The sequence below is a fragment of the Burkholderia aenigmatica genome (assembly GCF_902499175.1).
Classification (GTDB): domain Bacteria; phylum Pseudomonadota; class Gammaproteobacteria; order Burkholderiales; family Burkholderiaceae; genus Burkholderia; species Burkholderia aenigmatica.
Map to the genome: position 1 here is coordinate 26,063 of NZ_CABVQC010000019.1, position 20,607 is coordinate 46,669.

General features: G+C 65.2%; 20 protein-coding genes. 17 read left to right on the forward strand and 3 right to left on the reverse strand.

Annotation, left to right across the window (positions count from 1 at the left end; genetic code table 11):
* From aroA to cysM, 11 genes are all read left to right on the forward strand, one after another.
* Entirely contained in the window at positions 1–1,305 is a 1,305-nt protein-coding gene (gene aroA / locus BDO18943_RS15490; protein ID WP_043181857.1) for a 3-phosphoshikimate 1-carboxyvinyltransferase, read from the forward strand.
* 13 nt (positions 1,306–1,318) lie between these two features.
* Entirely contained in the window at positions 1,319–2,005 is a 687-nt protein-coding gene (gene cmk / locus BDO18943_RS15495; protein WP_043181860.1) for a (d)CMP kinase, read from the forward strand.
* Between the two features lie 141 nt (positions 2,006–2,146).
* Positions 2,147–3,859, forward strand: a complete 1,713-nt coding sequence (gene rpsA / locus BDO18943_RS15500) for a 30S ribosomal protein S1 (protein ID WP_175023122.1) — start codon at positions 2,147–2,149, stop codon at positions 3,857–3,859.
* 22 nt (positions 3,860–3,881) lie between these two features.
* Positions 3,882–4,205 (forward strand): integration host factor subunit beta, encoded by a 324-nt coding sequence (locus tag BDO18943_RS15505; RefSeq protein WP_006486894.1) that lies wholly within the window; start codon positions 3,882–3,884, stop codon positions 4,203–4,205.
* A 210-nt stretch (positions 4,206–4,415) separates the two neighbouring features.
* The gene (locus BDO18943_RS15510; protein WP_175023124.1) at positions 4,416–4,709 is read left to right on the forward strand and encodes a LapA family protein; all 294 of its coding nucleotides are present in this window, start codon (positions 4,416–4,418) and stop codon (positions 4,707–4,709) included.
* Positions 4,710–4,762: 53 nt separating this feature from the next.
* On the forward strand, positions 4,763–5,935 hold the full coding sequence (gene lapB, locus BDO18943_RS15515) for a lipopolysaccharide assembly protein LapB (RefSeq protein ID WP_089450132.1): 1,173 nt from the start codon (positions 4,763–4,765) through the stop codon (positions 5,933–5,935).
* A gap of 90 nt (positions 5,936–6,025) precedes the next feature.
* Positions 6,026–7,426: a UDP-glucose dehydrogenase family protein gene (locus BDO18943_RS15520; protein WP_175023126.1), complete on the forward strand. Its 1,401-nt coding sequence runs from the start codon at positions 6,026–6,028 to the stop codon at positions 7,424–7,426.
* Positions 7,427–7,433: 7 nt separating this feature from the next.
* The gene (gene rfaE1, locus BDO18943_RS15525; protein WP_175023128.1) at positions 7,434–8,384 is read left to right on the forward strand and encodes a D-glycero-beta-D-manno-heptose-7-phosphate kinase; all 951 of its coding nucleotides are present in this window, start codon (positions 7,434–7,436) and stop codon (positions 8,382–8,384) included.
* A 63-nt stretch (positions 8,385–8,447) separates the two neighbouring features.
* Entirely contained in the window at positions 8,448–9,440 is a 993-nt protein-coding gene (rfaD, locus tag BDO18943_RS15530; protein WP_043181867.1) for an ADP-glyceromanno-heptose 6-epimerase, read from the forward strand.
* A gap of 73 nt (positions 9,441–9,513) precedes the next feature.
* Positions 9,514–9,858 (forward strand): ComEA family DNA-binding protein, encoded by a 345-nt coding sequence (locus BDO18943_RS15535; RefSeq protein ID WP_043181868.1) that lies wholly within the window; start codon positions 9,514–9,516, stop codon positions 9,856–9,858.
* Positions 9,859–10,075: 217 nt separating this feature from the next.
* A complete protein-coding gene (gene cysM / locus BDO18943_RS15540) occupies positions 10,076–10,978 on the forward strand; it encodes a cysteine synthase CysM (RefSeq protein ID WP_011351342.1) in 903 nt (300 codons plus the stop codon).
* 78 nt (positions 10,979–11,056) lie between these two features.
* Here cysM and mltB read toward each other — a convergent pair whose 3' ends face one another.
* Entirely contained in the window at positions 11,057–12,388 is a 1,332-nt protein-coding gene (gene mltB / locus BDO18943_RS15545; protein ID WP_175023129.1) for a lytic murein transglycosylase B, read from the reverse strand.
* Positions 12,389–12,431: 43 nt separating this feature from the next.
* Between mltB and BDO18943_RS15550 the strand changes: the two genes are divergently transcribed.
* Positions 12,432–13,355: a histone deacetylase family protein gene (locus BDO18943_RS15550; RefSeq protein WP_043181873.1), complete on the forward strand. Its 924-nt coding sequence runs from the start codon at positions 12,432–12,434 to the stop codon at positions 13,353–13,355.
* A gap of 21 nt (positions 13,356–13,376) precedes the next feature.
* On the opposite strand, the gene BDO18943_RS15555 is transcribed toward BDO18943_RS15550, so the two are convergent.
* A complete protein-coding gene (locus BDO18943_RS15555) occupies positions 13,377–14,297 on the reverse strand; it encodes an alpha/beta hydrolase (RefSeq protein ID WP_175023131.1) in 921 nt (306 codons plus the stop codon).
* 217 nt (positions 14,298–14,514) lie between these two features.
* Here BDO18943_RS15555 and BDO18943_RS15560 point away from each other — a divergent pair, with 217 nt between their 5' ends.
* The 5 genes from BDO18943_RS15560 to BDO18943_RS15580 all read left to right on the forward strand — a co-directional run bounded on the left by BDO18943_RS15560 (position 14,515) and on the right by BDO18943_RS15580 (position 18,946).
* Positions 14,515–15,549, forward strand: a complete 1,035-nt coding sequence (locus BDO18943_RS15560) for a methionine ABC transporter ATP-binding protein (RefSeq protein WP_089439505.1) — start codon at positions 14,515–14,517, stop codon at positions 15,547–15,549.
* Positions 15,539–16,192 (forward strand): methionine ABC transporter permease, encoded by a 654-nt coding sequence (locus tag BDO18943_RS15565; protein WP_043181878.1) that lies wholly within the window; start codon positions 15,539–15,541, stop codon positions 16,190–16,192. Before BDO18943_RS15560 ends, BDO18943_RS15565 begins: the two co-directional genes overlap by 11 nt.
* A 29-nt stretch (positions 16,193–16,221) precedes the next feature.
* Positions 16,222–17,016 carry a MetQ/NlpA family ABC transporter substrate-binding protein gene (locus BDO18943_RS15570; RefSeq protein WP_175023133.1) on the forward strand — a complete coding sequence of 265 codons (795 nt, stop codon included), beginning with the start codon at positions 16,222–16,224 and terminating at the stop codon, positions 17,014–17,016.
* A gap of 228 nt (positions 17,017–17,244) precedes the next feature.
* Positions 17,245–17,994 carry an electron transfer flavoprotein subunit beta/FixA family protein gene (locus BDO18943_RS15575; RefSeq protein WP_175023135.1) on the forward strand — a complete coding sequence of 250 codons (750 nt, stop codon included), beginning with the start codon at positions 17,245–17,247 and terminating at the stop codon, positions 17,992–17,994.
* 16 nt (positions 17,995–18,010) lie between these two features.
* Positions 18,011–18,946, forward strand: a complete 936-nt coding sequence (locus tag BDO18943_RS15580) for an electron transfer flavoprotein subunit alpha/FixB family protein (RefSeq protein WP_175023137.1) — start codon at positions 18,011–18,013, stop codon at positions 18,944–18,946.
* A 272-nt stretch (positions 18,947–19,218) separates the two neighbouring features.
* Here BDO18943_RS15580 and BDO18943_RS15585 read toward each other — a convergent pair whose 3' ends face one another.
* Positions 19,219–20,505, reverse strand: a complete 1,287-nt coding sequence (locus BDO18943_RS15585; RefSeq protein WP_043181884.1) for a D-amino acid dehydrogenase — start codon at positions 20,503–20,505, stop codon at positions 19,219–19,221.
* Positions 20,506–20,607 lie beyond the last annotated feature (102 nt).

Sequence of the window (20,607 nt, forward strand, 5' to 3'; positions counted from 1 at the left end):
ATGGACTATCTCGATCTCGGCCCATACTCCAGCGCATCGGGCACCGTGCGCCTGCCCGGCTCGAAGAGCATTTCGAACCGCGTGCTGTTGCTCGCGGCGCTTGCCGAAGGCGAAACGACGATCACCAATCTGCTCGACTCCGACGACACGCGCGTGATGCTCGACGCACTCGGCAAGCTCGGCGTGAAGCTCGCGCGCGATGGCGACACCTGTGTCGTCACGGGCACGCGCGGCGCATTCACCGCGAAGACGGCCGACCTGTTCCTCGGCAACGCGGGCACGGCCGTGCGGCCGCTGACCGCCGCGCTCGCGGTGAACGGCGGCGACTATCGCGTGCATGGCGTGCCGCGCATGCACGAGCGGCCGATCGGCGATCTCGTCGACGGCTTGCGGCAGATCGGCGCGCAGATCGACTACGAGCTGAACGAAGGCTACCCGCCGCTGCGGATCAAGCCCGCGACGGTTTCCGTCGACGCACCGATCCGCGTGCGCGGTGACGTGTCGAGCCAGTTCCTCACGGCGTTGCTGATGACGCTGCCGCTCGTGAAGGCGAAGGACGGCAAGACCGTCGTCGAGGTCGACGGCGAACTGATCTCGAAGCCGTACATCGACATCACGATCCGGTTGATGGAGCGCTTCGGCGTGACCGTCGAGCGCGACGGCTGGCAGCGCTTCGTCGTGCCGGCCGGCGTCCGCTATCGCTCGCCGGGCCGGATCATGGTCGAGGGCGACGCGTCGTCCGCGTCGTACTTCCTCGCGGCCGGCGCGCTTGGCGGCGGCCCGCTGCGCGTCGAAGGCGTGGGGCGTGCGAGCATCCAGGGCGATGTCGGCTTCGCGAATGCGCTGATGCAGATGGGCGCGAACGTGACGATGGGCGACGACTGGATCGACGTGCGCGGCATCGGCCACGACCACGGCAAGCTCGAGCCGATCGACATGGACTTCAACCTGATCCCCGATGCGGCGATGACCATCGCGGTCGCGGCGCTGTTCGCGAACGGCACGAGCACGCTGCGCAACATCGCCAGCTGGCGCGTGAAGGAAACCGACCGCATCGCCGCGATGGCGACCGAGCTGCGCAAGGTCGGTGCGATCGTCGAGGAAGGCCCCGACTATCTCGTCGTCACGCCGCCGGAAAAGCTCACGCCGAACGCGGCGATCGACACGTACGACGACCACCGGATGGCGATGTGCTTCTCGCTCGTCAGCCTGGGCGGCGTGCCCGTGCGGATCAACGACCCGAAGTGCGTCGGCAAGACGTTCCCCGACTATTTCGACCGCTTCGCCGCGCTCGCCAAAGCCTGACCTGATTGTTCCGATGAAATCGACCCGACCCTTTCACCCGACCCCTGTCATCACGATCGACGGCCCGACTGCTTCCGGCAAGGGCACCGTCGCCGCGCTCGTCGCCGCGCATCTCGGCTTCCACCTGCTCGACAGCGGCGCGCTGTACCGTCTCGCGGCGCTGGCGAGCGTGCGCTACGACATCGCGGCCGACGACATCGATGCACTCGTGAAGCTGATCGACGATCTCCACATCACGTTCCGCGAAGGCTGCGCGCAGCTCGACGGCGTCGATGTGTCGAACGACATCCGCGCCGAAGCGGTCGGCAACCGCGCATCGGCGATCGCCGTGCACGGGCCGGTGCGCACCGCGCTCGTCGCGCGCCAGCGCGCGTTCCGCAAGACGCCGGGCCTCGTTGCAGACGGGCGCGACATGGGCACCGTGATCTTCCCGGACGCCGTGCTGAAGGTGTTCCTGACGGCCAGCGCCGAGGCGCGCGCGACCAGACGGCATAAGCAATTGATGCAAAAAGGTTTTTCTGCTAATATAGATGACTTGCTCCGGGATCTTCGTGAACGTGACGCGCGCGACAGCAATCGCGCGGCCGCGCCGCTGAAGCCCGCGGCAGATGCCAAGCTGCTCGATACGTCGGCACTTTCGGTCGATGAAGCCGTCGATCAGGTGCTGCAGTGGTACCGGGCGCTCGGCCAGCCCGCCTGAGAAGGCGGGTAGCGGTAGGTGCTCCGCGCATAAGTGCGGAGCGTGTTTCGAACCCTTAACCCCGTGTGGACCTCGATCTGGCCCTTTCAGCCTGCCATTCCGGCCGGCGTGGCACAGCGATCCATGCACAATCAGATTTTTATGTCCGACCTGCAAACCTCTACCCCGAATACTGAATCTTTCGCGGCTCTGTTCGAAGAGTCGCTGACCCGCCAAGACATGCGCGCCGGCGAAGTGATTTCCGCCGAAGTCGTGCGCGTCGACCACAACTTCGTGGTCGTCAATGCAGGCCTGAAGTCCGAGGCTTACATTCCGATCGAGGAATTCCTGAACGATCAGGGCGAGGTTGAGGTGCAGTCGGGCGATTTCGTGTCCGTCGCGATCGACGCACTCGAAAACGGCTACGGCGACACGATCCTGTCGCGCGACAAGGCGAAGCGCCTTGCATCGTGGCTGTCGCTGGAAAAGGCTCTCGACAACAACGAACTCGTCACCGGCACGATCACCGGCAAGGTGAAGGGCGGCATGACCGTGATGGTCAACGGCATCCGCGCGTTCCTGCCGGGTTCGCTGGTCGACACGCGTCCGGTCAAGGACACGACCCCGTACGAAGGCAAGACGCTCGAGTTCCGCGTGATCAAGCTCGATCGCAAGCGTAACAACGTCGTGCTGTCGCGTCGTGCAGTGATCGAAGCAACCCAAGGCGAAGAGCGCGCGAAGCTGCTCGAGACGCTGAAGGAAGGCGCGATCGTCAACGGCGTGGTCAAGAACATCACCGACTACGGCGCGTTCGTCGACCTCGGCGGCATCGACGGCCTGCTGCACATCACCGACATCGCATGGCGTCGTGTGCGTCACCCGAGCGAAGTCCTGTCGGTTGGCCAGGAAGTCACCGCGAAGATCCTCAAGTTCGACCAAGAGAAGAACCGCGTCTCGCTGGGCATCAAGCAACTGGGCGACGATCCGTGGGAAGGCATCTCGCGCCGTTACCCGTCGGGCACGCGCCTGTTCGGCAAGGTCACGAACATCACCGACTACGGCGCATTCGTCGAAGTGGAATCGGGGATCGAAGGCCTCGTCCACGTGTCGGAAATGGACTGGACCAACAAGAACGTTGCTCCGTCGAAGGTTGTCCAGCTGGGCGACGAAGTCGAAGTCATGGTCCTCGAGATCGACGAAGACCGTCGTCGTATCAGCCTCGGCATGAAGCAGTGCAAGCCGAATCCGTGGGATGACTTCAGCCGCAACTTCAAGAAGGGCGACAAGATCACGGGCGCAATCAAGTCGATCACCGACTTCGGCGTGTTCATCGGTCTGCCGGGCGGCATCGACGGCCTGGTCCACCTGTCGGACCTGTCGTGGAGCGAAACCGGCGAAGAAGCCGTTCGCAAGTACAAGAAGGGCGACGAAGTCGAAGCAATCGTGCTCGGTATCGACGTCGAGAAGGAGCGTATTTCGCTCGGCATCAAGCAGCTCGAAGGCGACCCGTTCAGCAACTACGTTGCAATGAACGACAAGGGCTCGATCGTCGACGGCGTCGTGAAGACGGTCGATGCGAAGGGTGCGGTCATCACGCTGACGGGCGACATCGAAGGCTACCTGCGCGCGTCGGAAATCTCGCAGGATCGCGTCGAAGATGCACGCAACGTGCTGAAGGAAGGCGACAAGGTCAACGCGATGGTGATCAACATCGATCGCAAGTCGCGCGGCATCAACCTGTCGATCAAGGCGAAGGATTCGGCTGAGCAACAGGAAGCGATCCGCGGCCTGCAGTCGGACTCCAGCTCGGCTGCGACCGGTACGACCAACCTCGGCGCGCTGCTGAAGGCGAAGCTCGACGGCCAGAACCAGTAAGCCTCACGAGGTCTGCTGAAGTATGACCAAATCCGAGTTGGTCGCGCAGCTGGCATCGCGATTTCCGCAACTTGTCCTCAAGGATGCGGATTTCGCGGTGAAAACGATGCTCGATGCGATGTCTGACGCCCTGGCGAAAGGGCATCGTATCGAAATTCGGGGTTTCGGCAGCTTTGGCCTCAACCGTCGCCCGGCGCGCGTCGGACGCAACCCGAAGTCGGGGGAGAAAGTGCAGGTGCCCGAGAAGTTCGTGCCGCACTTCAAGCCTGGCAAGGAATTGCGTGAACGCGTCGACGGCCGCGCCGGTGAACCGCTGAAGGCTGACGATCCGGACGACGAGCGTTGAGCGTCATCCGGTTTGCCCGGAACCCATCCGGCGAAGGCTGAAAAGAAAAGCGCCCCTTGCGGGCGCTTTTTTCATTTCCAGCACGGGCGGCGTAACGGGTGAGCGCAGGATGTGCGCAGCCGCGGAAACGCTTCCTTTACAATACGGGTCGATTCGGTGCGACGAAGGGGAGTCGCGCGCCGCGGCAAACCTCAACAAAGAGAGGGCTTCATGAAGTTTATCGTCTGGCTGATCCGGGTATTGGTGTTCGTACTGCTGCTGGTGCTTGCGCTGGCCAATACGCAAACCGCGACGCTGAATTTCGTTGCCGGCTTTTCATGGCAAGCGCCGCTGATCCTGCTCGGCCTGGCGTTCTTCGCCGTGGGGCTGCTGGCCGGCTTGCTGTCCGTGCTGCCTTCGATCTTCCGCCTGCGCCTCGAGAACGGGCGCCTGAAGCGCGATCTGCGCGCGGCGCGCGAAACGCCGGCCGTCATCGACCAGCCGCCGATGCCGCCCGTCATTTAACACGGACGCCGCGCGATCATCGCGCGGTTTTCGTCTCTGCTTCGATATTTCGCATGGATCTGGATTTCTGGTGGTTGCTCGCGATTCCGGTCGCGTTCGCGCTCGGTTGGGCGGCGTCACGCTATGACCTGAAGAATCTCCTGTCGGAGAGTGCCAACCTGCCGCGATCGTATTTTCGCGGCCTGAATTTTCTGTTGAACGAACAACCTGACAAGGCGATCGACGCGTTCATCGAGGTCGCCAAGCTCGACCCCGAGACGGTCGAGCTGCACTTCGCGCTCGGCAACCTGTTTCGCCGCCGCGGTGAAACCGACCGCGCGATCCGGGTGCATCAGAACCTGCTGAGCCGCACGGACCTGCCGGTCAACGAGCGCGACCACGCGTTGTACGAGCTTGGCCAGGATTTCCTGAAAGCCGGCCTGCTCGATCGTGCCGAGGAGGCGTTCCACAAGCTCGCCGACGGCGATTACGCGCTCGGCGCGCAGCGGGCGCTGCTGACGATCTACGAGATCGAGAAGGACTGGAACAAGTCGATCGATACGGCGAAGCGCATCGAGTCGATGAGCGACAAGCCGCTTGGCGTCGAAATCGCTCAGTTCCACTGCGAACTCGCGCAGGACGCGCTGCAACGCAAGAACGCGGCAGCGGCCGCCGAACAGCTGCGCCTGGCGCTGGCCGTGAACCCGCAGAACGTTCGCGCGACGGTCCTGTCCGGCGACGCGGCGGAAGCGGAGGGCAATCACGCGGCTGCGATCGAGCACTGGAAGCGCGTCGAAGCGCAGAATCCGGCGTATCTGCCGCTCGTCGCCGACAAGCTGATGAAGGCGTACGTCGCGCTCGGCAAGAACGCCGAAGGCGCCGAGCTGCTGATGGGGTATATCGATCGCTATCCGTCGAACGACCTGCTCGACATCGCGTACCAGCACATCGCGGGGTTGCGTGGCCAGGACGCGGCGCACACGCTCGCGCGCACGCAGATGGAGAAGTCGCCGAACCTGTCAGGGATGCTGCATCTGCTCGATGCGCAAATCGCGGCGGCCGACGAACCGCGTCGCAAGGAACTTGAAATGATGCGTGCGCTGATCAAGCAGCGCACGAAGAATCTGCCACGGTATACGTGCCAGAATTGTGGCTTCCGGGCACGGCTTTTCTATTGGCAGTGTCCCGGATGCAGCGGCTGGGAAACCTATGCGCCGCGCCGCGTCGAACCAGCGATGCCGGGCTGATCCCGGCACGCCGAGCCAACGCGCTGCGGTTGTCGCCGGGCTCGTCCCGGCGGCCAAGTTAGTCAATCACCGGGAAGTACCGGAACATCTATGAAAATCACCATCATCGGCACCGGCTACGTCGGTCTCGTCACGGGCGCCTGCCTGGCGGAGATCGGTCACGACGTCTTCTGTCTCGACGTCGATCCGCGCAAGATCGACATCCTGAACAACGGCGGGATGCCGATTCACGAACCGGGGCTGCTGGACATCATCGCGCGCAACCGCGCGGCCGGGCGCCTGCGCTTCTCGACCGACATCGAGGCGAGCGTCGCGCACGGCGAGATCCAGTTCATCGCGGTCGGCACGCCGCCCGACGAGGACGGTTCGGCCGACCTGCAGTACGTGCTCGAAGCCGCGCGCAACATCGGCCGCCATATGACGGGCTTCAAGGTGATCGTCGACAAGTCGACGGTGCCGGTCGGCACCGCGCAGCGCGTGCGCGGCGTGGTCGACGAGGCGCTTGCCGCCCGCGGGCTGGCGGGTAGCGTCGCGCACCGCTTCTCGGTCGTGTCGAACCCGGAGTTCCTGAAAGAGGGCGCCGCGGTCGAAGACTTCATGCGTCCGGACCGGATCATCATCGGCGTCGACGACGACGAGACGGGCACGATCGCGCGCGAGAAGATGAAGAAGCTCTATGCGCCGTTCAACCGCAACCACGAGCGCACGATCTACATGGACGTGCGTTCGGCCGAATTCGCAAAATACGCGGCGAACGCGATGCTTGCGACGCGTATCTCGTTCATGAACGAGATGTCGAATCTCGCCGACAAGGTCGGCGCCGACATCGAGGCCGTGCGCCGCGGGATCGGCTCCGATCCGCGCATCGGCTATCACTTCCTGTACGCCGGCGTCGGCTACGGCGGCTCGTGCTTCCCGAAGGACGTCCAGGCGCTGATTCGCACGGCCGGCGAGAACGGCCAGCCGCTGCGTATCCTGGAGGCCGTCGAGGCGGCCAACCATGCGCAGAAGGACGTGCTGATCGGCAAGATCGAGCAGCGCTTCGGTGCCGACCTGACCGGCCGCGAGTTCGCAGTGTGGGGCCTGGCGTTCAAGCCGAACACCGATGACATGCGCGAGGCGCCGAGCCGCCGCCTGATCGCCGCGCTGCTCGCACGCGGTGCGACCGTGCGTGCCTACGATCCGGTCGCGATCGAGGAAGCGCGGCGCGTGTTCGCGCTGGATTTCGGCAATGACGCGAGCGCGCTGGCGCGGCTGCATCTCGTCGACACGCAGGACGTCGCCGTGAAGGGCGCGGATGCGCTCGTGATCGTGACCGAGTGGAAGGAATTCCGGAGCCCCGATTTCACGCGCCTGAAGGCTGAACTGAAGGTGCCGGTGATCTTCGACGGGCGCAACCTGTACGAGCCGGACGCGATGGCCGAGCTGGGCATCGACTACTACGCGATCGGCCGGCCGTATGTCGATCCCCAGTCGTCTTCCCGTGGCTGACCGCACGATGAATACTCTCCGCGAAGTCGTTCCGGTGCCGCGTGCGCAGATCGCGCGCTCGCGCGTGCTTGTCGTCGGCGACGTGATGCTCGACCGTTACTGGTTCGGCAACGTCGATCGCATTTCGCCTGAAGCGCCGGTGCCGGTCGTGCATGTGCAGCGTCAGGAAGAGCGGCTCGGCGGTGCGGCCAACGTCGCGCGCAACGCCGTGACGCTCGGCGGCCAGGCCGGCTTGCTGTGCGTCGTCGGTTGCGACGAGCCCGGTGAGCGGATCGTCGAGCTGCTCGCCAGCAGCGGCGTGACGCCGCATCTCGAGCGCGACCCGGCGTTGCCGACCACGATCAAGCTGCGCGTGCTCGCGCGCCAGCAGCAACTGCTGCGCGTCGACTTCGAGGCGATGCCGACGCACGAGGTGCTGCTCGCAGGTCTCGCGCGCTTCGATTCGCTGCTGCCGCAGCACGACGTCGTGCTGATGTCGGATTACGCGAAAGGCGGCCTGACGCACGTCACGACGATGATCGAGAAGGCACGTGCGGCCGGCAAGTCCGTCCTCGTCGATCCGAAGGGCGACGACTGGGCACGCTATCGCGGCGCGTCGCTGATCACGCCGAATCGCGCGGAATTGCGCGAAGTGGTCGGGCAGTGGAAATCGGAAGACGATCTGCGCGCGCGCGTCGCGAAGCTGCGCGCGGAACTCGACATCGACGCGCTGCTGCTCACGCGTTCGGAAGAGGGCATGACGCTCTTTTCCACCACCGGCGAACTGCACGCCCCGGCGCTCGCGCGCGAGGTGTTCGACGTGTCGGGCGCGGGCGATACCGTGATCGCGACGGTCGCGACGATGCTCGGCGCAGGCGTGCCGCTCGTCGACGCTGTCGTGCTCGCGAATCGCGCGGCAGGCATCGTGGTCGGCAAGCTCGGCACGGCCACGGTGGACTACGACGAACTGTTTCACTGAGCGCATGCGGTGGCGCGACAAGCGCGCCCCACGCATCGCTCGCACTTTTCAGGCAGGACGATCATGACCCTCATCGTCACCGGCGCAGCCGGTTTTATCGGCGCGAACATCGTCAACGCGCTCAACGCGCGCGGCGAGACGCGCATCATCGCCGTCGACAACCTGACGCGCGCGGACAAGTTCCGGAATCTCGTCGATTGCGAGATCGACGACTATCTGGACAAGACGGAATTCGTCGAACGTTTCGCTCGCGGCGATTTCGGCAAGGTACGCGCGGTGTTCCACGAAGGCGCCTGTTCGGACACGATGGAAACCGACGGCCGCTACATGATGGACAACAACTTCCGCTACAGCCGCGCGGTGCTCGACACCTGCCTCGCACAGGGCACGCAGTTCCTGTATGCGTCGTCGGCGGCGATCTACGGCGGCTCGACGCGTTTCGTCGAGGAGCGTGACGTCGAGGCGCCGCTGAACGTCTACGGCTATTCGAAGTTCCTGTTCGACCAGGTGATCCGTCGCGTGCTGCCGAGCGCGAAGAGCCAGATCGCCGGTTTCCGCTATTTCAACGTGTACGGCCCGCGCGAGACGCACAAGGGGCGCATGGCGTCGGTTGCGTTCCACAACTTCAACCAGTTCCGCGCGGAAGGCAAGGTGAAGCTGTTCGGCGAGTACAACGGTTATGCGCCGGGCGAGCAGACGCGCGACTTCGTGTCGGTCGAGGACGTGACGAAGGTGAACCTGTTCTTCTTCGATCATCCGGAGAAGTCGGGCATCTTCAACCTCGGCACCGGCCGCGCGCAGCCGTTCAACGATATCGCGTCGTCGGTCGTGAATACGTTGCGCGCGCTCGACAACCTGCCGCCGCTGACGCTCGCGCAGCAGGTCGAGCAGGGGCTGATCGAATACGTGCCGTTCCCCGATGCGTTGCGCGGCAAGTACCAGTGCTTCACGCAGGCCGACCAGACGAAGCTGCGCACGGCCGGTTACGACGCGCCGTTCCTGACCGTGCAGGAAGGTGTCGACCGCTACGTGCGTTGGCTATCCGGCCAGGTTTAAGCGGAAGCGTAGCATCGATAGACTGGGTCTCACGGTCGGCAGCCGCCGGCCGTATTCATCGGAGATCCAGCACATGATCAGGAAATGGTTGGTCGCAGCGGCAATGCTCGGCACGATCGCGTCGGCCTGGGCGGCCGTCGATGTCAACACCGCGAACGAGGATGCGCTCGTCGGCATCAAGGGCATCGGCCCGGCACGGGCAAAGGCGATTCTCGATGAACGCGGCGCACGCGGTCCGTTCAGGAATGCGGACGATCTCGCATCACGCGTGAAAGGCATGGGCGGCCATACCGTCGAGCGGCTTCAGCAGGAAGGCCTGACGATAGGGGCGGCCGGCACCGGTGCCGCGCTGCCGGCCGCGGGCAAGCCGGCGGCCGGCAAGCCCGCGGCTGCGCCCGCCCGCACCGCGCAGAAGTAACACGTCGCGCGAAGTCGACAACGAGCTCCTTCAGTCGCCGTCGTTGCGACGGCTTCCCGCGGCATGCCGCGGGTTTTTTGCGTGGGCACGGTGTACGCGGCGGCCACGCGTCGCGCGGCAGGCGTATTCCATCGTCGCAATGGGGTTGCCGGCGCGGGCAGCGGCGCTGGTGGTTTACAATCGATTGATTGATCGGCCTCGTACTCACGGTATATCCATGGCTTACAAAACTATCGAAGACACGATCGGCAATACGCCGCTCGTCCAACTGGTCCGCTTGCCGGACGACGAGATTCGCGCGCGCAACAACGTGGTGCTCGCGAAGCTCGAAGGCAACAATCCGGCCGGCTCCGTGAAGGATCGTCCGGCACTGTCGATGATCAGCAAGGCCGAGGCGCGCGGGCGCATCAAGCCGGGCGATACGCTGATCGAGGCGACGAGCGGCAACACGGGTATCGCACTCGCGATGGCCGCGGCGATCCGTGGCTACAAGATGGTGCTGATCATGCCGGAGGACCTGTCGGTCGAGCGCCGCCAGAGCATGGCCGCCTACGGTGCCGAAATCATCCTGACGCCGGTGAAGGGCGGGATGGAGCTGGCACGTGATCTCGCGGACCAGATGCAGCGCGAAGGCAAGGGCGTGATCCTCGACCAGTTCGCGAACCCCGACAATCCGATCGCGCACTACGAAGCGACGGGCCCGGAAATCTGGCGCGATACCGAAGGGCGCATCACGCACTTCGTGTCGGCCATGGGCACGACGGGCACGATCATGGGCACGTCGCACTATCTGAAGGAACAGAATCCGGCGATCGAGATCGTCGGGGCGCAGCCGGAAGACGGTTCGCGCATTCCGGGCATCCGCAAGTGGCCGGAAGCGTACATGCCGACCATTTTCGATCGCAGCCGCGTCGACCGCGTCGAGAACGTGAGCCAGGCCGCGGCGGAAACGATGGCGCGCCGGCTCGCGTCGGTCGAAGGCATCTTCGCGGGCATTTCGTCCGGTGGCGCATGCGAAGTCGCGATGCGCATCGCGCGTCAGGTCGAGAATGCGACGATCGTGTTCATCGTCTGCGATCGCGGCGACCGCTACCTGTCCACGGGCGTGTTTCCCGCCTGAACGCGGGCAAGCGTGCGCAGGGCACGTGCAATAAAAAAGCGCCGCTTGTGCGGCGCTTTTTCTTTGGGCAGGCGGTGCTTACTGCGACTGCGTTTCGGTGGCGCTCGGCTGAAGTGCGCCGCTCGCTTCCATCTGTGCCTTCACGGCCTCGCCAAGCTGGTACACGGTGAGCGCGTAGAAGAAGCTGCGGTTGTAGCGCGTCAGCACGTAGAAGTTCTTGAGCCCGAGCATGTACTCGGTCGCACGGCCCGGCGACGGCAGGTCGACGACCGTCACGGGCGTACCGGCTTCGGTCGTGATGTTGACCGTCGGCTCGTTCAGCGTCATGCCCGCGCGCAGCAGTTGCGACAGCGCCCAGTGCGGTTCGGGCTGGCCGTCGGCGGCGGCCTGTGCGATCCCCAGGCTGCCCGTATCGGGCGTGATCTGCCAGACCACCGGGCGGTCGGTTTCCCAGCCGTGCTGCTTCAGGTAGTTCGCGACGCTGCCGATCGCATCGACAGGACTGCTGCGCAGGTCGACATGGCCCGTGCCGTCGAAGTCGACCGCATATTCGCGGATGCTGCTCGGCAGGAACTGTGGAATACCGATCGCGCCCGTATACGAGCCGAGCACGGTGGTCGGGTCGAGCTGGTTGTCGCGCGTCCAGACCAGGAAATCCTCGAGGTTCTTGCGGAACGTCGCCTGGCGGCTGTCGCGGTTCGGCGTGTCCGGATAGTCGAACGTGAGCGTCGTCAGCGCGTCGAGCACACGGAAATTGCCCATGTAGCGGCCGTAGATCGTCTCGACGCCGATGATGCCGACGATCACCTCGGGCGGCACGCCGAATTGCTCGGACGCGCGCTGCAGCGTTGCCTGGTTCGCCTTCCAGAATTTCACGCCCGCATTGATGCGGATCGGCTCGATGAAGCGCGAGCGATAGACGCGCCAGTTCTTGACCGTCGGCGACGGGGCCGGCCTCACGAGCTTGACGGCCGTCGCCGAATAGCTGATGCGCGAGAACAGCGCGTGCAGGCTGGTGGAGTCGAAGCCGTTGCGGCTCACCATCTCGTCGATGAACGCGTCGACCTTCGCGTTGTTCGCGTAACGCTGCGGAACGATTTCCTCTTCGAAGGTCTGGCCTTGCTGCGGCTGGGCCTGTGCGACGAGCTTGCCCGCGGACTTCGCGGGTTGCGTCTGCGCGCCGGCGGGCGCGGCGCCGAGGGCCGCGACCACGGCGGCCGCAACGAGCGGGACGCGAACACGGAACAGCGCGGAGAGAAGGGCGGCAGGCTTGCTGGAATTCATGTCGAAGCGGGCGGACAGGGCGATTGGGTTCGGCGCAGTATACCCGACGGATCCGGCGCGCCGGGGCGTGGCGGGCCCCCATTGTGGTAAGTTAGCGGCGAATTCGCGGCAGACGATGGACATCATTGATGGAGACCTGCGGCGCATCGTGCGCCGCGGATGACAGCTTATGGCAACCGCTTTCTATACGCACCCCGACTGCATGCTGCACGAGATGGGGGAATGGCATCCGGAATGTCCGGCCCGCCTGTCGGCGATCCAGGATCAACTGATCGCGAGCCGCATCGACGACCTGATCGTGCACGAAACCGCACCGTTCGCGAGCGAGGTGGCGCTGGGCCGGGTGCACACGCAGGCGCACATCGACTACATCCGGAGCATGACGCCGGTCGATGGCTACGTCGAGGTCGATCCCGATACGCTGATGAACCGCGATACGTGGCGCGCTGCGCTGCGCGCGGCTGGCGCGGCGATTGCGGCGACCGACGCGGTGATCGAAGGCCGCTATGCCAATGCGTTCTGCGGCGTGCGTCCGCCCGGCCACCATGCGGAGCCTGCGCGTGCGATGGGTTTCTGCTTCTTCAACAACGTCGCGATTGCCGCGCGGCATGCGCTCGACGTACACGGTCTCGAGCGTGTTGCGATCATCGATTTCGACGTGCATCACGGCAACGGTACCGAGGCCGCATTCGCGAATGACGAGCGGGTGCTGATGTGCAGCTTCTTCCAGCATCCGCTGTACCCATTCTCGGGCGTCGATCACCAGGCGCCGAACATGGTCAACCTGCCGATGCCCGCGCGCAGCAACGGGATGGCGATCCGCGAGGCCGTCGACATGTTCTGGCTGCCGCGCCTCGATGCGTTCAAGCCGCAGATGCTGTTCGTGTCGGCGGGTTTCGATGCGCATCGCGAGGATGACATCGGCAACCTCGGCCTCGTCGAAGCCGACTTCGAATGGCTGACCGCGCAGATCGTCGACGTGGCGCGCCGGCATGCACAGGGCCGCATCGTGAGTTGCCTCGAAGGCGGCTACAACCTGTCCGCGCTCGGGCGCAGCGTCGTCGCTCACCTGCGCGTGCTGGCCGGCATCTGATGATCGACCGGCCGGGCGCGCTCAGCGCGCCGGCACGCGCGCGTGAATCCACGCGATCAGCGCGTCGATCACGCGGTCGCGTTCGAGATCATTCATCGTTTCGTGAAAGCCGCCTTCGTATAGCGTCAACGTCCGATCGGGCGAGCCGACGCGCGCACCGAACGCGCGGCTGCCGTCGGGCTCGGTCAGCTTGTCCTCGGTGCCGTGATAGACGAGCACCGGAACGCGCAGCCCACCGCGGCCGCTTTCGATGCGCGCCATCGCGTCGAGAATTTCCGCGCCGGTGCGCGCGGGTACCGCGCCGTGATGCACGAGCGGATCGGCGCGGTTGGCCGCGACGATGGCCGGGTCGCGCGACAGCAGCGCTGCATCGATCTTGATCGCGGGGAAGGTCGGCCAGACGCGGCTGATGACGCGGCTCACCGCGAGCATCCAGCGTGGCACGTCGCGCCCCGGCGCGAGCGCCGGGCTCGACAGCACGAGGCCCGTCAGTGCTTGACCGCGTGCCGGCGCGCGTTCGATCGCGTACAGCGCCGCGACCGCGCCGCCCATGCTGTGCCCCATCAGGAACAGCGGCGAATTGCCGCGCGCGGCTTCAGCGACCAGCGCATCCGCGTCGTTCAGGTAGCCGTCGAAGCGCTCGACCCACGCGCGCTTGCCGGGCGACTGGCCGTGCCCGCGCAGATCGATCGCGAGCACGTCGATGCCGGCCGCGTTCAACCGACTGGCGAGCGCGGCATAGCGGCCCGCGTGTTCGGCAAGGCCGTGCACGAGCGCGATCGTCGCGCGGGGCGGCGTGGTGCCGTCGCCGGCCGGCCAGCGGTACGACGCCAGTTCGAGCCCGTCCGCGGTACGCAGCCGGCCCATGGTCGGCGCGGGCGACGCCGAAGGCGCCGGTCCGGCGGTGGCGGGTGCGGCGGCCGGCGTGGTGGTGGCGGTCATCTGGCGTGTCCCCTGTTCGTTGGCATGTGTTCCGGGATCATAGTCGCGGCATTCCTGCGGCGGCCCAGCGGCGCTCCTCTAATTTCGTGTAGTTATGAAAAGATCGAAATCGATTATTAAGGGGAATGAGGGGTTTGCGGTAAAATCGACGGTTATTCCAGATGCATCGGCGGCCGACTGGCGGGCCAACTCGCCGGCCGGCCGCCGTTTTGTTTACATGATCGAATTACGCAATCTTTCGCAGCGATTTCCCGGGCCGGGCGGCTGGGTCGAGGCGCTGCGCAACATCAACCTGACGATTCCGCAGGGCGAGGTGTTCGGCATCATTGGCCGAAGCGGCGCAGGCAAGAGCACGCTCGTGCGCACCATCAACCTGCTCACGCGGCCGACCGAAGGCAATGTCGTTGTCGGCGGGCGCGATCTCACGCTGCTGCCGGCTGGCGCGCTGCGCGAGGCGCGCCGCGAGATCGGCATGATTTTCCAGCACTTCAACCTGCTGTCATCGCGCACGGTGTTCGACAACGTCGCACTGCCGCTCGAGCTGGCCGGCGCAAGCCGTGCCGAGATCGAGGCCGCCGTGCTGCCGCTGCTCGACCTCGTCGGGCTGTCCGCGCAGAAGGATCGCTATCCGTCGCAGATCAGCGGCGGGCAGAAGCAGCGCGTCGGTATCGCACGCGCGCTCGCGAGCCAGCCGAAGGTGCTGCTGTCGGACGAAGCGACGTCCGCGCTCGATCCCGAGACTACGCGCTCGATCCTCGACCTGCTGAAGCGCATCAACCGTGAGCTTGGCCTGACGATCGTGCTGATCACGCACCAGATGGAAGTGATCAAGCAGGTGTGCGATCGCGTCGCGGTGCTCGATGCGGGGCGCGTGGTCGAGGAAGGCCGTGTGATCGACGTGTTCCTGCAGCCGCATCACGAAGTGACGCGCGCGCTGATTGGCGACGTGATCGCACAGGAGCTGCCGCCCGCGCTGAAGGCGCGTGTGGCCGAGCGGCTGAAGACGGGCAGCGGGCATCTGCTGCGGCTCGCGTTCACGGGCTCGGGGGTCGACCAGCCGATCCTGTCGGAGACGATCCGCCGGTACGAGCTCGATTTCAACATCCTGCACGGCCAGATCGACGAGATCCAGGGGCAGGCATTCGGTTCGCTCGCGGTGCTCGCGGGCGGCGAGCCGGGCAAGGTCGGGCAGGCGCTCGCGTTCCTGCGCGAGCAAGGGGTGGTGGTAGAGGAGCTTTCGTATGTTGAGTGAGATGTTCGATATGTTCGTGCAGTCGTTCTGGGAGACGCTGATCATGGTCGGCATCTCCGGAGTGGTTGGCGCGCTCGTCGGCCTGCCGCTCGGCGTGCTGCTCTACCTGACCGATCGCCAGGGCGTGCTGCAAAATCTCGCGGTGAATCGCGTGCTCGGCGGCATCGTGAATGCGGTCCGCTCGACGCCGTTCATCATCCTGCTGGTTGCGGTGATTCCGTTTACGCGGCTCATCACGGGTTCGTCGATCGGGACGGCCGCGGCGGTCGTGCCGCTGACGCTCGCGGCCGCGCCGTTCATTGCGCGTCTCGTCGAGACGGCGTTGCGCGAAGTCGACCGCGGGCTGATCGAGGCTGCGCAATCGATGGGCGCGACCACGTCGCAGATCGTCTTCAAGGTGCTGCTGCCCGAATCGCTGCCGGGCGTCGTCGCGGGCCTGACGATCACGTTCGTGTCGCTGGTCGGCTATTCGGCGATGGCGGGCGCGATCGGTGGCGGCGGCCTCGGCGATCTCGGGATCCGCTACGGCTACCAGCGCTATCTGCCCGAAGTGATGTGGACGGTGGTCGCGATCCTGATCGTGTTCGTGCAGATCGTGCAGTCGTTCGGCGACTGGCTCGTCCGCCGGCTGAGCCACAAGTAAAACAAGACCGATTGGTCAGGAGACACTCGATGCAACGACGCTTCATGCTGAAATTCGCGGTGGCACTGGGCGCGGCCGCGCTGTTCGCGGGCGCGCACGCACAGGCCGAAACCATCAAGGTGGGTGTGACGGGCGGGCCGCACGCGCAGATCATGGAAGCGGTGAAGAAGGTCGCCGCGAAGAGCGGCCTCGAGATTCGCATCGTCGAATTCTCCGATTACGTGCAGCCGAACGCCGCGCTTGCGTCGGGCGACCTCGATGCGAACAGCTACCAGCACGATCCGTATCTGCAGGCGCAGGTGAAGGACCGCGGCTACAAGCTGATCAAGGTCGCGGATACCGTCACGTTCCCGATGGGCATCTATTCGAAGCGTGTGAAATCGCTGGCCGAACTGAAGCCGGGCGCGCGTATCGCGGTCCCGAACGATCCGACCAACGGCGGCCGTGCGCTGCTGTTGCTGCAAAAGCAGGGCCTGCTGAAGCTGCGCGCAGACGCGGGGCTGAAGGCGATGCCGCTCGATATCGTCGACAATCCGCGCAAGCTGAAGATCGTCGAACTCGATGCGGCGCAGATTCCGCGCTCGCTCGGCGACGTCGACGCGGCCGCGATCAACACCAACTACGCGATGGAAGCGGGGTTGAAACCGAAACAGGACGCGATCGCGATCGAAGGGCCGAACGGCCCGTACGCGAACATCCTGGCGATCCGCGAGGCGGACCGGAACAAGCCGTGGGTCGCGAAACTGGTCGCGGCCTATCATTCGGCCGATGTGAAGCAGTTCATCGAAGGCAAGTTCGGCGGAGCGGTCATTGCCGCCTGGTAACGGGCGAAGCAACGGGCGCCCGGCGAGATTAGAGTCGATGATCGAAAACCCGGGCTTTGCGTCCGGGTTTTTTCTCTTTTAAAATAGAACGACCGTTCGCTATCATTGGCGCGTCGCCAAGAAGCGGTATCCTCGACAACCACGAAGGTTGGGTCCGCTTGGCCGCGCAGTCATGAGGCCTCGCTATAGAATGGCCTCTGGTCGTATTCGTAACTTTGGAGCGTGTGCATGAAAATCCTGGTGCCAGTGAAAAGAGTGGTCGATTACAACGTGAAGGTCCGCGTGAAGTCGGATAACACGGGTGTCGACATTGCGAACGTGAAGATGTCGATGAACCCGTTCGACGAAATCGCGGTTGAAGAAGCGGTGCGCCTGAAGGAAGCGGGCGTGGCGACCGAAGTGATCGCCGTGTCGGTGGGTGTCGCGCAAGCGCAGGAAACGCTGCGTACGGCGCTGGCGATCGGCGCGGATCGCGCGATCCTGGTCGAGTCGACCGACAGCGTCGAGCCGCTGGCCGTCGCGAAGATCCTGAAGGCGCTGGTCGACAAGGAGCAGCCGCAACTGGTGATCCTGGGCAAGCAGGCCATCGACGACGATTCGAACCAGACGGGCCAGATGCTGGCTGCGCTGGCAGGCCTGCCGCAAGCGACGTTCGCGTCGAAGGTCACGGTGGCCGACGGTAAGGCAACGGTCGCACGCGAAGTCGACGGCGGCGCGGAAACGCTGTCGCTGACGCTGCCGGCAGTGATCACCACCGACCTGCGCCTGAACGAGCCGCGCTACGTGACGCTGCCGAATATCATGAAGGCGAAGAAGAAGCCGCTGGAAACCGTGAAGCCGGAAGACCTGGGCGTGGACGTCGCGCCGCGTCTGAAGACGCTGAAGGTGGTCGAGCCGCCGAAGCGCGCAGCCGGCGTGAAGGTGCCGGACGTGAAGACGCTGGTTGAGAAGCTGAAGACCGAAGCCAAGGTGCTGTAAGAGGGAGCGGAAAGAAATGACGATTCTGGTGATTGCAGAACACGACAACGCGTCGATCAAGGCCGCGACGCTGAACACGGTGGCGGCGGCAGCGAAGATCGGTGGCGACATCCACGTGCTGGTCGCGGGCCACAATGCGCAAGGCGCAGCCGACGCAGCGGCGAAGATCGCAGGGGTGTCGAAGGTACTCCTGGCCGACGCGCCGCAACTCGAAGCGGGCCTCGCGGAAAACGTCGAAGCGACCGCGCTGAACATCGCGAAGGACTACTCGCACATCCTCGCGCCGGCGACGGCCTACGGCAAGAACATCGCGCCGCGTATCGCCGCGAAGCTGGACGTCGCGCAGATCTCCGACATCACGGCGGTCGATTCGGCCGACACGTTCGAGCGCCCGATCTACGCGGGTAACGCGATCGCGACGGTGCAGTCGAGCGACCCGATCAAGGTGATCACGGTGCGCGCGACGGGTTTCGATCCGGTGGCAGCGGAAGGCGGCAGCGCGACGGTCGAGAAGATCGAAGCGGCAGCCGACGCTGGCAAGTCGCAATTCGTGAGCCGTGAAGTGACGAAGCTGGACCGTCCGGAACTGACGAGCGCGAAGATCATCGTCTCGGGCGGCCGCGGTCTGGGCAGCGGCGAGAACTACACGAAGGTGCTGGAGCCGCTGGCAGACAAGCTGTCGGCAGCCCTGGGCGCATCGCGCGCGGCAGTCGACGCGGGCTACGTGCCGAACGACTACCAGGTCGGCCAGACCGGCAAGATCGTCGCGCCGCAGCTGTACATCGCGGTCGGCATCTCGGGTGCGATCCAGCATCTGGCGGGCATGAAGGATTCGAAGGTGATCGTCGCGATCAACAAGGATCCGGAAGCACCGATCTTCAGCGTGGCCGACTACGGCCTCGTCGGCGATCTGTTCGCGCTCGTGCCGGAACTCGTGGCCGAGCTCGGCTGACGCAGTGTGATGCTTCGGTAAGCACACGAGAAGAGGGGCGCGACGAGCGCCCCTTTTTTTCGCCATCGACAGAAGAGAGAGGCGACGCACCATGAGCTATCACGCCCCCGTCAAGGACATGCTGTTGTCGGCGCGAAGGGCAGCGAGGGCGTGCTCGTGTTGACGGAAGATCAGTTCTGATCGGCTGACGGTTCGATGAAATGAAAAAGGCGCTCCCAGGGGCGCCTTTTTTTCGATGCCGGCTAGCCCGCATGGCTGCGGGCGGCGTCGGCTTAGGCGTATGCCGGGCGCGTCTGGCCGGCCACGTCCTTCAGGTAGCGATGCACCGACAGGTCGTCGGCCTGGATCGCGGGCATCTTGCCCGAGATCAGGTCTGCGAGCAGCTGGCCCGAGCCGCACGACATCGTCCAGCCGAGCGTGCCGTGGCCGGTGTTCAGGAACAGGTTCGACACCGGCGTGCGGCCGACGATCGGCGTGCCGTCCGGCGTCATCGGGCGCAGGCCCGTCCAGAACGTTGCCTTCGACGTGTCGCCGCCGCCCGGGAACAGGTCGTTCACGCACATCTCGAGCGTTTCGCGGCGCGCGGCGCGCAGATTTTTGTCGAAGCCGACGATTTCCGCCATGCCGCCGACGCGGATGCGCTGGTCGAAACGCGTGATCGCGATTTTGTAGGTCTCGTCGAGCACGGTCGACACGGGCGCGGCTGCTGCGTTGACGATCGGCGCGGTGATCGAATAGCCCTTCAGCGGATAGACGGGGATCTTCATCAGGTTCGAGATGAAGCTGGTCGAGTACGAACCGAGCGCGACGACGTACGCGTCCGCGCGCACCGTCTCGCTGCCGCACTGCACGCCGGCGATCTTGCCGCCCGCGATCGCGAGCGCATCGATCGGCGTGTTGTAGCGGAACTTCACGCCGAGCGATTCCGCGAGCGCTGCGAGGCGCGTCGTGAACAGCTGGCAGTCGCCCGTTTCGTCACCCGGCAGGCGCAGGCCGCCCGTCAGCTTGTGCGAGACGGCGGCGAGTGCCGGTTCGGCTTGCTTCAGATCGGCCGGCGACAACAGTTCGAACGGCACGTTCGCTTCCTGCAGGACGGCGATGTCCTTCGCCGCGCCGTCGAGTTGCTGCTGCGTGCGGAACAGCTGCAGCGTGCCGCCCGTGCGGCCTTCGTACTGGATGCCGGTATCGGCGCGCAGCGCCTGCAGGCAGTCGCGGCTGTATTCGGCGAGGCGGACCATGCGGCCCTTGTTGACTGCATAGCGCTCGGCCGTGCAGTTGCGCAGCATCTGGTACATCCATTGGAGCTGGAAGCGCGTGCCGTCGAGGCGGATTGCGAGCGGCGCGTGCTTTTCGAACATCCACTTGACGGCCTTCAGCGGCACGCCGGGCGCGGCCCACGGCGCGGCATAGCCAGGGGAGATCTGGCCTGCGTTCGCGAAGCTCGTCTCGAGTGCCGGGCCGGCCTCCCGGTCGATCACCGTGACTTCATGACCGGCGCGCGCGAGGTAATACGCGCTTGCCACGCCCACCACACCGCTGCCCAGAATGACGACTCGCATAGCTGCTCCAGATGGAAGGGACCAGATCGAGGCCGGGCGCACCTGCGTCTCCGTGTAACCTCTAGCTGATCTAGTTTTTTGCGCTATGGTATTGTCGAATGT

Coding starts and splice junctions, on each gene's coding strand:
- BDO18943_RS15555 (WP_175023131.1), bottom strand. CDS start 14,297: ATGACCGCCACCACCACGCCGGCCGCCGCACCCGCCACCGCCGGACCG.
- BDO18943_RS15510 (WP_175023124.1), top strand. CDS start 4,416: ATGAAGTTTATCGTCTGGCTGATCCGGGTATTGGTGTTCGTACTGCTG.
- cmk (WP_043181860.1), top strand. CDS start 1,319: ATGAAATCGACCCGACCCTTTCACCCGACCCCTGTCATCACGATCGAC.
- BDO18943_RS15565 (WP_043181878.1), top strand. CDS start 15,539: ATGTTGAGTGAGATGTTCGATATGTTCGTGCAGTCGTTCTGGGAGACG.
- BDO18943_RS15520 (WP_175023126.1), top strand. CDS start 6,026: ATGAAAATCACCATCATCGGCACCGGCTACGTCGGTCTCGTCACGGGC.
- BDO18943_RS15580 (WP_175023137.1), top strand. CDS start 18,011: ATGACGATTCTGGTGATTGCAGAACACGACAACGCGTCGATCAAGGCC.
- BDO18943_RS15550 (WP_043181873.1), top strand. CDS start 12,432: ATGGCAACCGCTTTCTATACGCACCCCGACTGCATGCTGCACGAGATG.
- cysM (WP_011351342.1), top strand. CDS start 10,076: ATGGCTTACAAAACTATCGAAGACACGATCGGCAATACGCCGCTCGTC.
- rpsA (WP_175023122.1), top strand. CDS start 2,147: ATGTCCGACCTGCAAACCTCTACCCCGAATACTGAATCTTTCGCGGCT.
- lapB (WP_089450132.1), top strand. CDS start 4,763: ATGGATCTGGATTTCTGGTGGTTGCTCGCGATTCCGGTCGCGTTCGCG.
- BDO18943_RS15560 (WP_089439505.1), top strand. CDS start 14,515: ATGATCGAATTACGCAATCTTTCGCAGCGATTTCCCGGGCCGGGCGGC.
- BDO18943_RS15505 (WP_006486894.1), top strand. CDS start 3,882: ATGACCAAATCCGAGTTGGTCGCGCAGCTGGCATCGCGATTTCCGCAA.
- BDO18943_RS15585 (WP_043181884.1), bottom strand. CDS start 20,505: ATGCGAGTCGTCATTCTGGGCAGCGGTGTGGTGGGCGTGGCAAGCGCG.
- rfaD (WP_043181867.1), top strand. CDS start 8,448: ATGACCCTCATCGTCACCGGCGCAGCCGGTTTTATCGGCGCGAACATC.
- BDO18943_RS15575 (WP_175023135.1), top strand. CDS start 17,245: ATGAAAATCCTGGTGCCAGTGAAAAGAGTGGTCGATTACAACGTGAAG.
- mltB (WP_175023129.1), bottom strand. CDS start 12,388: ATGATGTCCATCGTCTGCCGCGAATTCGCCGCTAACTTACCACAATGG.
- BDO18943_RS15570 (WP_175023133.1), top strand. CDS start 16,222: ATGCAACGACGCTTCATGCTGAAATTCGCGGTGGCACTGGGCGCGGCC.
- aroA (WP_043181857.1), top strand. CDS start 1: ATGGACTATCTCGATCTCGGCCCATACTCCAGCGCATCGGGCACCGTG.
- BDO18943_RS15535 (WP_043181868.1), top strand. CDS start 9,514: ATGATCAGGAAATGGTTGGTCGCAGCGGCAATGCTCGGCACGATCGCG.
- rfaE1 (WP_175023128.1), top strand. CDS start 7,434: ATGAATACTCTCCGCGAAGTCGTTCCGGTGCCGCGTGCGCAGATCGCG.